This window comes from Bacillus sp. FSL P4-0290 (assembly GCF_037975435.1).
Taxonomy (GTDB): domain Bacteria; phylum Bacillota; class Bacilli; order Bacillales; family Bacillaceae; genus Bacillus; species Bacillus subtilis.
The window spans coordinates 531,931-547,351 of record NZ_CP150253.1 but is presented as its reverse complement, the minus strand read 5'-3'; the positions used below and the strand labels follow the sequence as shown (position 1 = coordinate 547,351).

The window sequence follows — 15,421 nt, the reverse complement described above, 5'->3', positions numbered from 1 at the left end:
CAAAGCCTTCTCATCTTGTTTTATTATTTCACTGACAATCTGAAAAAATAACAGTTCGATGATTATATATCTTTTTTATTCTTGCCAATGCATAAGGTTACGGCAACACTAGCTATACTGACTAAAGTTCCTGCAATAGAAACTAGAATTGTCAAAAAGCCATTGGGAATAAGAAATCCAATTGGAATGAGCCCCAGAAGAGTGAAAACGATAAAACATTGGTATACACCAGATATTATTCTTACAACCAAATTGCCAAAAAAGGACATGACTAATGGAGGGATAAATAAAAATACAACGATTCCAATTGAGATCATCAAGATAATAGGTTCATCAAATGAGATGACATAATCTCCAGGCGACTCTTTAGCGGCCGCTAAAACAACAACGATAGACATCATTAGTGTAACAAAAACAAGAGAAAACCTTTTTAACAACGTGATGACTCCTTTACCTAAAGCGAGTAATCCTGCCTTTTTCAAATCCGATAACCATTTTATGTGATTCAATTAAAGAATATGCAGTGAGTGACACAGCTATAAGGAATCCTGGTCACAAATCTTTATACCAAAATTGCTGATTTAGATTTAATGGAGCAACTATAGTTAGTTAGATTATTAGACGACGCAATAGACTTTATCTAACAATATAACAAATTAATGTAAATTAAACAATCCTATCCTTTATCGTCCCCTAAACCATACCACCACTGGAATGAGTAATAAGGACAACATCCCTCCAGTAAATGATAATGCGAGGTAACTTGACCCTGCCACAATCATTCCAGATAATGCTCCGCCAGCAGCTCCTGACAACGCAATCAGAACATCCACTGTCCCCTGCGTTTTAGCTCGTGTGGCACTATCAGTTGAATCTACAATAAGGGCAGTCCCGCTTATCAAACCAAAATTCCACCCTAATCCGAGTAAAGAAAGAGCAATGACGAGAAGAACCATAGAATCTCCCGGAGCAAATGCTGCTATTACACCTGCCAAAAGCAACGTTGTTCCAGAGGAAATAGCCATTGCGGTACGTCCCAACCTATCTACAAGAACACCTGTAACCAGTGAAGGGAGATACATAGCACCTATATGAAAACCAATAACAAGCCCTACTGCCCCCAAGTCATGCCCATGATGTCTCATATGAACCGGTGTCATTGTCATAATAGCTACCATTACTATTTGGGTAAGAACCATAACTGTTGCCCCAACGATTATCCCTTTTTTGTTTTCTGTATGCTCAGTTGCCGCCAAATGTCCTTTATCACCAGGCTCTTCATTTGCCGCTTCTATTGTTCTTGCTATAACTAATGGATCTGGACGAAGCATAATGAAAAGGACCACACCTGCTAAAATATATGCTGCTGCGGCTAAAATGAAAGGGCCAGCAAGTGATGGAACACCAATAGAAAGAGCGAAATCCCCCATCACATTCACTAAGCTTGGACCTGCCACTGCGCCAAATGTAGTAAAAACCATCGTAATACTAACAGCAGTCGCTCGCTGCTTATGATTTGCTAAGTCTGTACCAGCATAACGGGCCTGTAAATTAGTGGCTGTACCTGCACCGTAAATAAGCAACGAAATAAATAACAAGAAAATACTATTTATGATTGCTGCCATAATAACGCCTATTGCTCCAAGTCCGCCAATCATAAAGCCAGCCGAAAGACCTGTTCGACGGCCATAACGTTGAGAAAGTCTTCCAACAATTAATGCAGATCCTGCTGACCCTAAAGTAAATAACGCAGAAGGCAGACCAGCAAACGCATCAGTGCCAAGCATTTGCTGTGCAATAAGCGCACCGACAGTCACTCCTGCCGCCAGCCCCGCACCGCCAAAAATTTGTGAGATACTCACAACGAATAGTGTACGCTTGTATAACGATTTTTGTTTTTCTGGTGAACCGATGTAGCTTTGTAATGAAGCAGTTTGAACATCTATTGCTTTTACGCTGTCCTTGTCTAACATCATCTGACCTTCCTTTCTAAAAGCCAATTTTGTATAAACCTCCCTCTAGATGTGGATCATCATAACACGCACAAAAAAGCCATACAATGTCATAATTGTATGGCAAACAATATTAGGTAAGATCGTCTAGCAAACGTCTCAGGATCATTAATCCTTGTTCAAGCTCTTCAAGTGTTTTTGGTGCACAGACAGAAACCCTTACAGCCCTTTCAGGACAACTATTGCCTACTACAAAGCGTTCAGCCGCATACACTTGAACGCCATGTCGAGCAGCCAACTCTTCAAATTGAGCGCCTGTTATTTTACCCGGTAACATCAACCAACGAAAAATGCCTGTTTCAACACCTAAACATGTATATCCCGCAACATATCGGTTTACGAGTTGATTTCTGCGAATGGTTTGTTCACGATGACTTTCAATTAAGACTTCAAATTGATTTGATACAATCGTGCGAGCAGTAAGTTCAGCTAATAGCGGGGACACGGTTATATTTAAATTATAAAGCGCCTTTGATATTGGCTCCTTATATTGTCTCGGCACTGCTACATAAGCCAAACGCAGGCCTGGCGCTAACGATTTTGATAAACTTGCAACATGGATAACCTGTTGCGGTGCGAATGAGGCGAGTGCCGGAAGCGGATTTTTGTTGAGAAGATGGTACGATGCATCCTCAATAACAAATAGATTATATTTCTTTGCAATGTCTGCAACCATTCTTCGATTCTCAACAGACATAAAGGAAGTCGTCGGATTATGATAATCCGGGATTAAATACAAACCTTTAATATTTTCATTTTTACACGCATATTCAAGTGACTCCGGACTCATTTCATCGTTCTCTGATTTTATCGGTACGATTTGCACACTAAGCAATGATGCAACAGTTTTTAAACCAGGGTACGTATGATGGTCAACTCCGATGCGGTCTCCAGGCTTACAAAGACTCGCCAATGTCGCTGCAATCGCATTTTGCCCTCCATTTGCAAATAAAATGTGATCAACGGATGTTTCAAATCCGCCTCTTTGGATGAGCTTTACAGCTGCATCTTTTTGCCAAAGGCTTTCGCCTGCCCGGCCGTAGCTAAACCATTTTTCATAATCCTCCTCCTGAATCATGTTTTTCAGTTGGTGTAACAAGGGCTCATATGAAGCGTGATCTGGAAGTATTGCTCCCATTTCAATTAAATGTGTCGGCTTTGTATCCTCAAGTAAATACGCATTCGACAACGCATCATACGATACAAATGTGCCGCTCCCTACAGTCGCACTCAGCAGCCCCTTTAACTCACACACTTTAAATGCTTTGGAAATCGTACTCACATTTAAATCTAAATAATCAGCCAATTCTCGCTGCGGAGGAAGTTTTGTTCCAGGTAATAAAACTCCGTTTAAAATATCCTGTTCCAATTGCCCTGCAAGTGCTTTATAAATAGGCTTTTCAGCTTTATCAATCGATGGCTTCCAGCTCATCGGATAATTTTCAAAAGAATTGATAGGCATGATACGCATCCTTTTTCACTCAATTATATGAATGTGCCGTTTATAAGACAATTATAACTTTCTTTTATTGATGCCTTTTTATGAACAGCATGCTTCAATAAAACCTGTACAAATACAAGTGAATCACTTACTTTATTTCATATAAGTCATCCTGCAAAACTGTGCACAGAATGTCGGATAAATACATTTCACTCCTGTTATTCTTTGGTTAAAGGAGGCCAAATAAATGGATTTGCTTAAAAGTATGAATAGGGCGTTAAAGTATATTGAAGAAAACCTCACTAATGATATTGATTTTCAAGAGGCAGCAAAGCTTGCTTTCTGCTCTGAATATCATTTTAAAAGGATGTTTTCCTTCCTTGCAGGTATTTCATTATCGGAATATATTCGTCGCAGACGTCTTACTCTTGCAGCTTTTGAACTGAAAGACAGCAATGTAAAAGTGATTGATATTGCAATAAAGTACGGTTATAACTCACCTGATTCTTTTGCACGGGCATTCCAAAATTTACATGGCATAAACCCATCAAAAGCCAGACTTAATGGCCATTCCCTTAAAGCTTATCCACGAATGACCTTCCAGCTAACAATTAAAGGAGGAAATGAAATGAACTACCGTATTGAAGAAAAAGAGGCATTTCGCATCGTTGGCATTAAAAAAAGAGTTCCTATTATTTTTAAAGGGATTAATCCGGAGATTGCATCTATGTGGGAAAGTTTAGATGAAAAAGCAATAAATAAACTAAAAGAGCTTTCTAATGTAGCACCATCAGGCCTCATTAGTGCATCCACCAATTTTTCTGAAGGTCGGACAGAGGAAAACGGAGAGCTCGATCACTATATTGGCGTAGCCACAACGAAACAGTGTCCAGATAATTTCTTACGGCTTGAAGTTCCTGCCTCAACATGGGCTGTATTCGAATCAATCGGGCCATTTCCGGATACACTGCAAGAAGTATGGGGACGCATTTATTCCGAATGGTTTCCATCGTCAAATTACGAACAAATAGAAGGTCCAGAAATATTGTGGAACGAGCATAAGGATGTAACATCACCATCTTTTAAAAGTGAAATTTGGATACCAATTACAAAAAAGAAAAATTGAAGGTTCTTGAAGAAAAAATACCAAGGGCGTCAAAACCCTTGGTATTTTTGATATTGCCGAGAGGGCTCAAACTCCACCAGTGTTTTTCATTGCCGGACCGGTCATGTAAGCAAAAAAAGCCCCTATATATCCCGATTTGCATGATTCCTAATCTTTAATATCGATTTTTCACTCTCCATAGAAGGCTCTTTATGTAAAGCCAATATTAAAGTTATCCCTATAATACAAATAGCACCAATCCATTGAAAAGAACCAAATGGCGCTTTTAACCAAACGACAGTTGTTACAACAGCTGATAGAGGCTCTAGACTGCCTAGTAGGCTTGTTTCTTTTGGAGAGAGGCTTTCCAAGCTTTTTATGAAGAACCAGAACGCAATCATTGTTCCAAATAATATCACAAATAAAATATATGCATACGCCTCAGCAGTTAATCGTTGAAAATCCAGTTGCCATGGCGGATGGATAAAACCCAATGCAAAACCGCCAATAATCATAGCCCAACCTACAACGACAAGAGAATCAAATTTATTTAATAAACCAACGGCATACAAAGTATAAAAAGCTGCCGCGAATCCTGATAAAACTCCCCATACTACTGCAGCTGCCGGCACTGAAAGTTGAGACATTGAACCATTTGTTAACAAAAAAAAGCAACCCACTAAAGCAAGTACAACAGTAATGATATCTTGTTTGGTAAGAACCGTTTGTTTTCGCAAAAGCGTGTAGATAATGACGATTACTGGGGATAAATATTGCAATAATGTAGCAACGGCAGCATTCCCATGTTGAATGGATGCCATATATGTGTACTGCACAGCTAGCATTCCCAATAGGCCAAAAATAAGAAGCTGGCCAGCCGACGCTTTGTTTCTCCAAACCTCAATAACCTGAGACCGATCCTTTCTGAACAGTTGCAGCATTAAAAGTAACATTCCAGCCGTAAGCAAGCGTGTCGTTACAAGCCAATTGACATCAATTTGATATTCTTGAAAAAGTTTTTTGGCTACTGTGCCTCCAATCCCCCAACATGTCGCCCCTGTGATAACATAGAACAATCCCATTCTTCTATTGGAAGTATTCATACATGACTCCTCACTAATAAATATAATAATAGTGTTATAATAAATGCAAAACATGATAAAAAATACTCAAATTGAATGAAAAAATATAAATATATTGAGGTGTGAAGTCAGAATGAAGAATTTTGTGATCGATCAAAATTTAAAAGAATTAACAGAGCACCGAACGGTAGAATTGCCAGTTGCCTGCTACAAGACAACGATCAATCAAAATATAAATGGCTATATTCCGCTTCATTGGCATGATGAAATCCAATTTGTTTTGATACTAAAAGGGATAGCTCTCTTTCAAATAAATGAAGAAAAAATAGAGGTTCACGAAGGGGATGGATTATTTATCAATAGCGGCTGCCTGCACATGGCCGAAGAAAAGGAAGGCTCGGATTGTACGTATATTTGCTTGAATGTGTCACCCCATTTCGTTTTATCTCAGGAACTGTATTCAAGCTATGTTCAGCCCTATATGTTTTCAACCAATTTGCCCTATTTATTTTTGGCTGGAAATCAACAGTGGGCAAAAAATATTCTAGATGCTGTTAAAAAAATAAATCAATTGATTCAACAAAAGACATCGCTCTATGAGATTGACATTACGATGCAATTAACGTTAATGTGGAAAAACCTGGTCGTTAATGGTTTTCAATTAGAGTACGATCAATCTGAAATGATAAAAAGTCATCGAATGAAACAAATGTTAAACTGGATCCATCTCCATTATGCTGAAAAAATCACATTAGAGGACATTGCAAAAGCTGGCCAACTGAGCCGTTCTGAATGCTGCCGTTATTTTAAACGAATGCTGAATAAGACGCCATTACGTTATGTAATGGATTATAGAATTCAAAAAAGCTTATTATTACTGCAACACCCTGAATCCAATGTGACAGAAGTGTCTTATCAAGTTGGATTTAACAGTACCAGTTATTTCATAAGTAAATTTCAACAAGCGATGAATATGACGCCATTATCATACAAAAAAATGAATTCATAAAGTTTATTCTATTAATAAACGGAGTCCTCTTAAGGTGTTTACGGCTTTAAAACCAACATTGTATAATGATAGTCATTCTTGAAAATCGAGGTGATCATAACATGTTTTTAGCTCCACTATTTGAAAATGATGTTCCAGTAGCACTTCTCCGCCCTTAATGGAGTAAAGTGACTACTTCTCTCCGTTAGGGCATTTATTGACCTAATTTTAAATACGGAGGGAACAAAAAAATGAAAAATACCCTGTTAGGTTCTATATATTTAGCTTTAGCCGCTAGTATCTGGGGTGGCATGTATGTTGTGGTTAAGGTTGTTGTCGCAGTAATTCCGCCTTTTGAATTGGTTTGGATCAGGTACGTCATCGCCATCCTTGCGCTTCTTATTGTTGGTTTGATAAGGAAACAATCTTGGAAAATTCATAAGCGCGACCTTTTATTAATTGTTGCCATTGGAATTGTTGGCAACACCATTTCAATTGTTACACAAGAATATGGAACGATGTTGTCTTCAGCACAAATGGGAGCAATTATTACGTCCTCCACACCAGCGTTCATGGTTATTTTTGCTCGTCTATTACTTAAAGAACCATTGAATATAAAAAAAGGAACTTCAATAATTTTAGCGACCACAGGCGTATTATTTATTGTTGGAAACGGACATATTGATACCTCTAATCAGCTTGGCGGTATTTCTCTGCTTGTTGCAGCCCTTACATGGGCACTGATGTCAGTGCTTATCAAACGCGTGCCAAACAGCTATTCGCCTATACTTGTTACCACGTATTCAACTTTTGTGGCCATTGTGGCACTAACTCCTTTTGTAAAACCTAGCACGATTTTTACGCCACTACTGCTTGACCCTAAAATTCTAGGTGGTCTTTTGTATTTGGGAATTGTTTCAACCGCTTGTGCTTTTTTATTGTGGAACCGCGGCTTACAATTATTAAATGCCTCAAGTGGAGGCCTCTTTTTCTTTTTTCAGCCTCTGGTTGGAACCTTACTCGGATGGATTCTGCTTGGAGAACAAATAGGCGGGACATTTTGGATAGGTTCGTTTTTAATTCTTAGCGGTGTTTTATTAGTCATTAAAGAGTAAGAAAAAGAAGTGAATTCATAACAAAAAAAGCAAACTATTTTATATAGTTTGCTTTTCAATTAACCTTGTTCTTTCCCCTTTACTTCTTTATGTTCTGGTCTTCATTTATAATCTCTCCTTTCTTTATTTTTCTTTTCACCTCAATACCCATTTGAAGGTCCTCAATTTCCATGGTAATAATGCCAATTTGGTGGCTAAATGTTTATCAACAAACCTTTTTCTGTTCGCAAGATAAGTGAAAATGCATCATTAAGTAAGTGGGCCGTTATCCATATCAAATCGATAAAGAAATTAGAACTTAATCATGTATTTTTAATATTTTTAGCTGACATTTCACAAATATCGTTCCTTCTTATTTCTACTCAAATCATTTCTGTGATGTCATTGAGCCAATGAAAAACTGCTCACACGGATCAATTGACCTTTTCCTGATTGGAAATCCGACACGTTCCCTATTGTTTTTGCTTGATCTGTTTTTTCAAAAAAGTTATTGACATCAAAAATTCGATCATGTTATTATTAAAATTTTGATATTACACCTCCATATATGGTAATCTTAAGAAGGATACCATATATGGAGGTGGATGATATGTTTCAAATTGGCGATAACATTGTTTATCCAATGCACGGAGCAGGTATAATTGAAGCCATAGAAGAAAAAGAATTCTTAGAGGAAAAACAACAGTATTATGTCATAAGAATGTCAATCAGTAATATGACAGTTATGATTCCAACGAGTAAAATATTGAGTTCGAATATACGACCAGTTACCGATATACTTGCATTAAAACACATTATGCACATTTTTCAGCATGGAGAATCAGATAGGTTACTGCCATGGAAGCAAAGGTACAAAATAAACACGGACAAAATAAAAACAGGTGAAATACAAGAAGGCGCTGAAGTTGTACGTGATTTAATGCGTATGAAGAAAGAAAAAGCACTTAATGCAAGCGAAAAAAAAATGCTGGATAATGCATATGAATTTTTGATTAGTGAACTGGAAGTAATTAAAGGAATCACTGAAAAACAAATAAAAAGTTTTGGTTAGATACATCCCAAAAGATATTTCGGTATATTATGATGAAAAGCAAATCTTCTCCAACTTATGTTTAGAACATTAACGACCTCTTTTGTTATTCCTACATTCTAATCCATTTTTATTATTTACATTTCTTCTGCGAAGATTGAAGTTTTACCAAAAAATTCAATAAAATAGTCACTTTTTTTAGTATCCTGATTCACACTGGCACGGACAAGGAGCCGTAAGGATGGAAGAGAGGTAGGGCTTTCATTGTTTTAGGTATCTCTAAGTGATTATTTCCAGGAGAAAAAAACAATCGATCTCCTCATTATTTTTAAGAATTTCTTATATCCACTGCCACATTGAATAATAATTGTTTATCTTCTTCTCATAAAAGAGATATGCGAGTTATAACATCTAGATGAAACCATTTTTATAATTCATTAATCTTACTTAAATTAACGAACAGGTTAGTGAAAAAAAGAGTTATATTTGAACAAAACATTAAATAATTTATATACATTCCGCATATTGTCAATCCAGTATGTTATACTGTAAACAAACCTTTGAAGTTTTAAATCTTTTTCTATACCTTGTAGCATCTCCCTACTCGAACGTTGAGTAGGGTTTTTTATTGAGTATGATATAGACATAAAAAAACAGGCCCTATATAAAGAGCCTGTTTGTATAAACGATTGAAGATTAAGCTTTTTGAACGTTAGCAGCTTGAGCTCCACGAGCACCTTGCTCAACGTCAAACGATACTTTTTGACCTTCGTCTAAAGATTTGAATCCGTCACTTTGGATTGCAGAAAAGTGTACGAATACATCGTCTCCATTTTCGCGTTCGATAAAGCCAAAACCTTTTTCTGCATTAAACCATTTAACTGTACCTTGTTCCATTTTTGTTGCCTCCTAGTGTGTAACCACACAGTATATACTATCCTTGCCCAAAGTATCATCAAGACGAAAAGTCAATCTTCATACTATCCTTTACACCGAACAAAAATAATTCTTCTTTATTATATCAGGTATCGGAAATAACTGCAAATTAATATTGATGGCATTATTTGTTAAACTTGACCTCAAATCATCTTTCTTTGCTTTATTAGGAAATTCAACTCAATCGCAAAGCCCCCTATTCGGGAAAATCATTTCCAGCAAATTAATCAACAAATGGATTTCCATATTTATCACAAAAATGATAAAAACCATAACGATTCATATACATCATTTTCTCTATGTTCTCAGGAGTATCAAAATCAATCATCTCTAAAATTAAATTAGTAAATTCAATAGGGGCAGTTCCATTAGCAGTAACCAAATTTTTATCTCTTACTGCTTGTTTCTCTACATAACTGCTAATGGGTTTATATTGTTCGTAATCTTTCCATAAGTAAACAAAATTACCTGTATGGCTATGATTATTCAGCAAACCATTCTTCGCCAAAAAATCCACTGCACCGCATATCGCTGCTATTGGAATGTTTTTTTGAAATGCAGTTTTTACAAAATGTAATAGTTTTTTATTGTCATTACTCCAGGAATCCCCGCCAATCATAACTAGCAAATTAAAATTTGCAGGTTCTAACCCTATTATGTAATCGACAGATGTTTTAAAACCACCTATTGAGCTTACAATAGGGTCTAAAGAAACAGTGTGAACCGACCAATCTTCTCTTTGATTTAATGCAGATGCTAAGTAAACACCTTCCCAATCTGCATACTGGTCTAATATAAGAAATAACGCCTTTTTCACAACTATATACCGCCTTAGATTATAAGTTTTTTATTATCCAACCTTTTCGATTTGTTACGAAGAAAAAATACTCTATCTTCCGTACCTGCCCTTCCCCAACAATTTGGGGTCAGGTGAGTGCGATAAAGAGGAGTGTTCATCACATCCCTGTAATCTTTGAGTAACGTTTCCTCTTGCAACATTCATACGATAATATTTCATCAGAAAGCATTAAATCTCCTGTTCATGAAAATAATCAACGACTTCAATTGATTATATAAGCTGTAATCTCCAATTTGTTTCATTTTTCAAGGAATAATAAAGAAGGATACTACATAAGTAACATCCTTCTTTCCCAACTTTATGACTTTTAATTTGCTTGCTGTGCTTGTTTTACTGATTCTTTGCTAAAAAGTCCAACAATATTCCACAACACAATTACAGAAGCTATTATTAAACGAGTAGTACTGACTTCTTGGTTAGTAAATAATTTATAACCATATATTGATCCCAATGCTACTATACAAAAAACATTGAACCATTTACTCCAACGCAATTAAAAAACTCCTTTTTAATTAATTACATCTCCATACAATCTGTATACATTTATTATAGTACCAGTATTTTATTGAAAATATATAAAATTTTTCAATATCTAATCTTAAACCTTTCTTAACTGATCCTACAAATCATTACTTTCACACTTGTTACGTTGGCAAAATAAAAAGAAGACTACACGTTGTAACACCCTTTTTTATGCTTTGACTTCCATATAAACTTTTGAGCTTGGCATCAACCGTCCGGCTAATATCTTATTATTTAGAATGTGTAGCGATACATAGAAAAACTAAATTAGCAAGAAAAAAACATGTTATATCAAAATTGAACCAAGTTTTTTCCAAGATTCCTCAGACGAGGGATTTTACTTCTGTATAACAAAAAATCACTTTGTCCTTTATAAAGACAAAGTGATTTTAAAATTAGCTATTAGGTAAATCTACTTTTGCAGGAGTACTTGTCCAAGGTTTGCCCATTTTCTTTTTATGAGCTTTATCTTCAAAAAATTGAACTGTAGCATACTGATACCAACTATCAGTCATTGCTCCTTTTTCGTATAAATCATATTTATAATACGCATCAGGGATTTGTTCTTTTGCCCAATAAGAGAATAAAATAGTGGCAGCCTTACTCCCCCATCCCAAGCCAGGGACAATACCGACTAATGACATTGTAACTGATAACGCATTTTTAGCTGCTTTTGTATGCCCAGATAAAGTCCCCACATAATGGTATCCCTTTTTAGGTTTTGCAGCCTGTGTTGTGAATTCATTTGATTTCAAATTATTGTTTTCATAATTTGTTCTTTTAGCAACATTTTCATCATACTCAAAGTTTAAACCTTTTTGTTCTATGCCATCGACTTTTACAGTATGATCATTTCCGTTCATCTGAACTTTGTGAGTTTCATTTCCACTCACATACTCAATTTCAACTAATTTCCCGTTCGATGAAATCTTTTCACTTTTCATTTTGTAATGTAGAGCTAGTTCTTCGTAAGAAGGGGTTGTCTTAGAGTCCTCCTTTGCAGAAGCGTAACCTGCAGGTAAAAGTGAGCCTAAAGTCAATGATGCAGCCATAACACAAGTAATAACTCTTTTCTTTCTCAATTGAAATCCTCCTTGTGTTACACCTTAAGAATCTGAATTACTAAATACTTGCTTAATTTTATAAGCAATAACAGCGAGGTATAAAATTGCAACAAACACTAAAACTCCAGTGCCATAATCAGTTTTTGCAACTAGAAAAAGACTTAACACACCGAAAATAATGTACATTACAATATCAAAGATATTTTTCTTGTTGTTCATATAAACTCCCCCGTTTAGCAATTGATTCCAGGTGCATATTTGATTGCAGCCCCAGTGTATTAAACACTTACAATTTTGTCCAATTGAAACTCTCTGGCAATATTACTTTAATCATATCTCAAAATAATTTTTTGAATTATTTTCAGCACACCTACTCTAACATGATTCTTTTTTGATTTACATAAAAAATCGAAAAATTGAGTCATTTTTCCTTGGAGAATAACTGTGTGTAAATCTTAAAAAGGACTATTCATTCATTTTGAGAATTAGAGATACATACGCTAATCATTTTATTTTCATTAAAATCCTTTTCGTGTTTGTTGATAATATGGAGAGGTGATGAAAATGTTCAAAAAAAAGAAATCTGACTCCTGTTCTATGTAGGATACCGTTTTTTGAATTATTTGGTTTGGGGATACAGGGGAATATGAAATATAATAAGTGGTTTTAAATAACTGGTGAGTATTGGTTAGCATACGATCTTCCATAGTCGTTTTTCTGCATAAAAAAATAACACCAAAGATGGTAAACCCTTGGTATTATTGGGGTGCGGCCGAGCGAACTTGAACTTTACGGGTTATTCACCCCACTGGGCCCTCAGCATAGTAAATCCATATCATTAGTTATGAAAGCTCATTGCACTTTCTAAGTCCACTTTACATCATTTCTATAAGTTTGTATGAATTATGGTTAATAATTGGTGAGCAAAAACCTACTTCCTCACTTCTCCAAATCTCATTATAAAATGATTTCATATTCGTTCCCTCTCCTAAAACAATTAAAACTTCAGAGACACTATCTTTCTCGGTTATTGAATTCACATAAAATCTTTTTTATATCGAACAGCTAGATAGATTGCTGAAGCAAAGAATGCAATAGAATACTTAAATAAGAAGAAAACTTGCCACATATAATCTTTCGGGAAAATCGTGTCGCACAAAATTAGTGCACATAACATATAGAGGCAACTTTTTAATGCTATTTGATTTGTTCTCTCGTCAGTCTTACCCATTTTTTTATGAAATACGATTGTGAGAATCAATCCAACTACAAGCAATACAAACCCGCTACCAATAAGAATATTCCAATTTCCCGGAGAATGTTCAGCCCAGGACTTTAAAGGGGAAAAAATTGCGTTGGTGATCGTATCTGTGATCGAATTCATTTTCATTTTTGATCATTTCCTTTCTCATAAGTAAAAATCTCGTTTACATCCACATTAAAAAATTCGGCAATTCGAAAAGCTAACAGCAGAGTCGGAACATAATTTCCTTTCTCCATTACAAAGATGGTTTGTTTGGAAACCCCGACTTTCTTTGCTAATTCTTGCTGAGACAATCTGGCAAGTACACGATATTCATAAACCTTATTTGAGATCGAATCACCAAAATCTTTCTTCATGACCATCACCTCTTGAACCAAATTATAAATCCACCTTATATAAAAGTAAAGTAAACTTATACAAAAATATAAAATACTTTTATGTTTACTTAGATTACTTTGATTTAATCATGAACCAGAATGCAGAAAGAACCTGACGAAATTCATGATTTCGTCAGGGTTCACTTATCGATCTGGTGTAATTTGTGGTTCTTGGCGGTACATTTTATGATATTCAGTGATACAACAGGTGATCAATTTCCAAAAACAACAGTAAACGGTTCTGGTGGTGCTAACCGAACAATAATTCTTGGTTATCACTCTGAAGAGGCAGAAGTTGTGGACACAATTGATGTTTACGAATAGCTAAATCCAAATAAACAGAAAATCTAGTTGGCTTACTGTAGGTAAGTAGGCAGTTTTAGGGCAGTAGACAATTTTAAAAATAAGCACAAAAAATACCAAAGGTCTACAACCCTTGGTATCATTGATGCGGCCGAGAGGACTTGAACCTCACGGGTTATTCACCCACTAGGCCCTCAATAAAGTGATTCTGTGTTTTCTGTTACAAAACCTTTTTATATCAGTGTTTATTTATTTTGATTATAAGGTTTTATAATGATTTATATATATTGAGGAGCAAAAATGGAGTAGCGGTCTTTTTTAAAAAAATCACCTTATTATTGATGTTTACTTAGTAACAGCCCTGCTCGAAGTAATCGGTTAAGGTGAAAATTAAGATAAACATAAAAAAAGCAGGCGCGTTCACCTGCTTTTTTAAATATTCCTATTAGAGTGTTTTAGCTTTATCCTAAACTTAAAATTCTTTTTATTACATTAGGAATAACAAATGAACGTTTGGTTTCTTTATTTACCTGAATAATGTCTTTTTGTTTTTTTTCCATTCTCTTCCTAAGTGACTACTACCTTATAATCATTGGAGGTATTTGGTGGATCTGCCATTATGGCTACTGCTATTTCTTTTGCATTCTTAGGTTCATCACCTGCTTGACCTGATGCTTCCACCGTATTATTTTCTTTGAAAACAACCTTTTTTATCAAAAATTCAGATCTGCCTTCCCATTTAATATGAACAGCCCACAAATCTTTCCTTGCAAGATCAATGTCTTTTTCAGGAGCATAGACAGCGCTCCATTTCCCATCTTTTGAATGCCCCTTTAGAATTGGCGGCTGATGCGTAGCAGTATAAAAGAACCAACTTAAAAAAACTAATAGAATAATAGAAAGGATAGCTGCTAAAATAAACTTGCTTTTTTCATTTCAGACTCCAATCTTATATGTAATAAATATGATAAAAGTTTATTTTTACACTATTATAGGATATAAATCTTTGAGGTTATTATAAACCCGTATTCTTTTAATTTTAACTGGTATCCTTTCCGTTTATTCTTTTTGATTTTATTACATATAATGGAACCTAAAAATGATAGGTAACACACATGCATTTTCTGGTTTGTATTAGAAAGGCTCTCAACATAGTAAATCTATAACATTGGTTATGAAAGCTTATTTTTACTACACTTTCTAACTCCACTTTACATCATTTCTATAGCTTGTATGAATTATGGTTAATAATTGGTGAGCAAAAACCCCCCTTATTTCCTTCTTCATCAACTTTCATTATGTTCAAATGATTTAAGGGGTGTT

At 35.5% G+C, this 15,421-nt stretch carries 15 protein-coding genes; 4 read left to right on the top strand and 11 right to left on the bottom strand.

Annotated features, from left to right (window positions below):
• Positions 1 to 62 precede the first annotated feature (62 nt).
• The 3 genes from MKY10_RS02835 to MKY10_RS02825 all read right to left on the bottom strand — a co-directional run bounded on the left by MKY10_RS02835 (position 63) and on the right by MKY10_RS02825 (position 3,474).
• On the bottom strand, positions 63 to 437 hold the full coding sequence (locus MKY10_RS02835; protein WP_044052627.1) for a hypothetical protein: 375 nt from the start codon (positions 435 to 437) through the stop codon (positions 63 to 65).
• 246 nt (positions 438 to 683) lie between these two features.
• A complete protein-coding gene (locus MKY10_RS02830; protein WP_015252743.1) occupies positions 684 to 1,976 on the bottom strand; it encodes an MFS transporter in 1,293 nt (430 codons plus the stop codon).
• A 109-nt stretch (positions 1,977 to 2,085) separates the two neighbouring features.
• Positions 2,086 to 3,474: a PLP-dependent aminotransferase family protein gene (locus MKY10_RS02825; RefSeq protein ID WP_044052628.1), complete on the bottom strand. Its 1,389-nt coding sequence runs from the start codon at positions 3,472 to 3,474 to the stop codon at positions 2,086 to 2,088.
• Positions 3,475 to 3,700: 226 nt separating this feature from the next.
• Between MKY10_RS02825 and MKY10_RS02820 the strand changes: the two genes are divergently transcribed.
• Positions 3,701 to 4,579: an AraC family transcriptional regulator gene (locus tag MKY10_RS02820; RefSeq protein ID WP_015252745.1), complete on the top strand. Its 879-nt coding sequence runs from the start codon at positions 3,701 to 3,703 to the stop codon at positions 4,577 to 4,579.
• Positions 4,580 to 4,701: 122 nt separating this feature from the next.
• Here MKY10_RS02820 and MKY10_RS02815 read toward each other — a convergent pair whose 3' ends face one another.
• Entirely contained in the window at positions 4,702 to 5,661 is a 960-nt protein-coding gene (locus MKY10_RS02815; protein ID WP_015252746.1) for a DMT family transporter, read from the bottom strand.
• Positions 5,662 to 5,773: 112 nt separating this feature from the next.
• Here MKY10_RS02815 and MKY10_RS02810 point away from each other — a divergent pair, with 112 nt between their 5' ends.
• From MKY10_RS02810 to MKY10_RS02800, 3 genes are all read left to right on the top strand, one after another.
• Positions 5,774 to 6,649: an AraC family transcriptional regulator gene (locus MKY10_RS02810; RefSeq protein WP_015252747.1), complete on the top strand. Its 876-nt coding sequence runs from the start codon at positions 5,774 to 5,776 to the stop codon at positions 6,647 to 6,649.
• Between the two features lie 230 nt (positions 6,650 to 6,879).
• Positions 6,880 to 7,743 (top strand): DMT family transporter, encoded by an 864-nt coding sequence (locus MKY10_RS02805; RefSeq protein ID WP_014478938.1) that lies wholly within the window; start codon positions 6,880 to 6,882, stop codon positions 7,741 to 7,743.
• 589 nt (positions 7,744 to 8,332) lie between these two features.
• Positions 8,333 to 8,794, top strand: a complete 462-nt coding sequence (locus MKY10_RS02800) for a CarD family transcriptional regulator (protein WP_010886417.1) — start codon at positions 8,333 to 8,335, stop codon at positions 8,792 to 8,794.
• A gap of 675 nt (positions 8,795 to 9,469) precedes the next feature.
• Here MKY10_RS02800 and cspC read toward each other — a convergent pair.
• The 7 genes from cspC to MKY10_RS02765 form a co-directional block, all read right to left on the bottom strand.
• Complete coding sequence (cspC, locus tag MKY10_RS02795) at positions 9,470 to 9,670, bottom strand: cold shock protein CspC (protein ID WP_003234247.1); 201 nt, start codon at positions 9,668 to 9,670, stop codon at positions 9,470 to 9,472.
• A gap of 262 nt (positions 9,671 to 9,932) precedes the next feature.
• The gene (locus MKY10_RS02790; RefSeq protein ID WP_046160077.1) at positions 9,933 to 10,526 is read right to left on the bottom strand and encodes a type 1 glutamine amidotransferase family protein; all 594 of its coding nucleotides are present in this window, start codon (positions 10,524 to 10,526) and stop codon (positions 9,933 to 9,935) included.
• Positions 10,527 to 10,875: 349 nt separating this feature from the next.
• Positions 10,876 to 11,061 (bottom strand): hypothetical protein, encoded by a 186-nt coding sequence (locus tag MKY10_RS02785; RefSeq protein ID WP_009966647.1) that lies wholly within the window; start codon positions 11,059 to 11,061, stop codon positions 10,876 to 10,878.
• A 424-nt stretch (positions 11,062 to 11,485) separates the two neighbouring features.
• Positions 11,486 to 12,172: a hypothetical protein gene (locus MKY10_RS02780; RefSeq protein ID WP_015252750.1), complete on the bottom strand. Its 687-nt coding sequence runs from the start codon at positions 12,170 to 12,172 to the stop codon at positions 11,486 to 11,488.
• 24 nt (positions 12,173 to 12,196) lie between these two features.
• Positions 12,197 to 12,373 (bottom strand): hypothetical protein, encoded by a 177-nt coding sequence (locus tag MKY10_RS02775; protein WP_009966645.1) that lies wholly within the window; start codon positions 12,371 to 12,373, stop codon positions 12,197 to 12,199.
• 817 nt (positions 12,374 to 13,190) lie between these two features.
• Positions 13,191 to 13,544 carry a hypothetical protein gene (locus tag MKY10_RS02770; RefSeq protein WP_029725810.1) on the bottom strand — a complete coding sequence of 118 codons (354 nt, stop codon included), beginning with the start codon at positions 13,542 to 13,544 and terminating at the stop codon, positions 13,191 to 13,193.
• Complete coding sequence (locus tag MKY10_RS02765; RefSeq protein ID WP_003240464.1) at positions 13,541 to 13,774, bottom strand: helix-turn-helix transcriptional regulator; 234 nt, start codon at positions 13,772 to 13,774, stop codon at positions 13,541 to 13,543. Before MKY10_RS02765 ends, MKY10_RS02770 begins: the two co-directional genes overlap by 4 nt.
• Between the last annotated feature and the right edge of the window lie 1,647 nt (positions 13,775 to 15,421).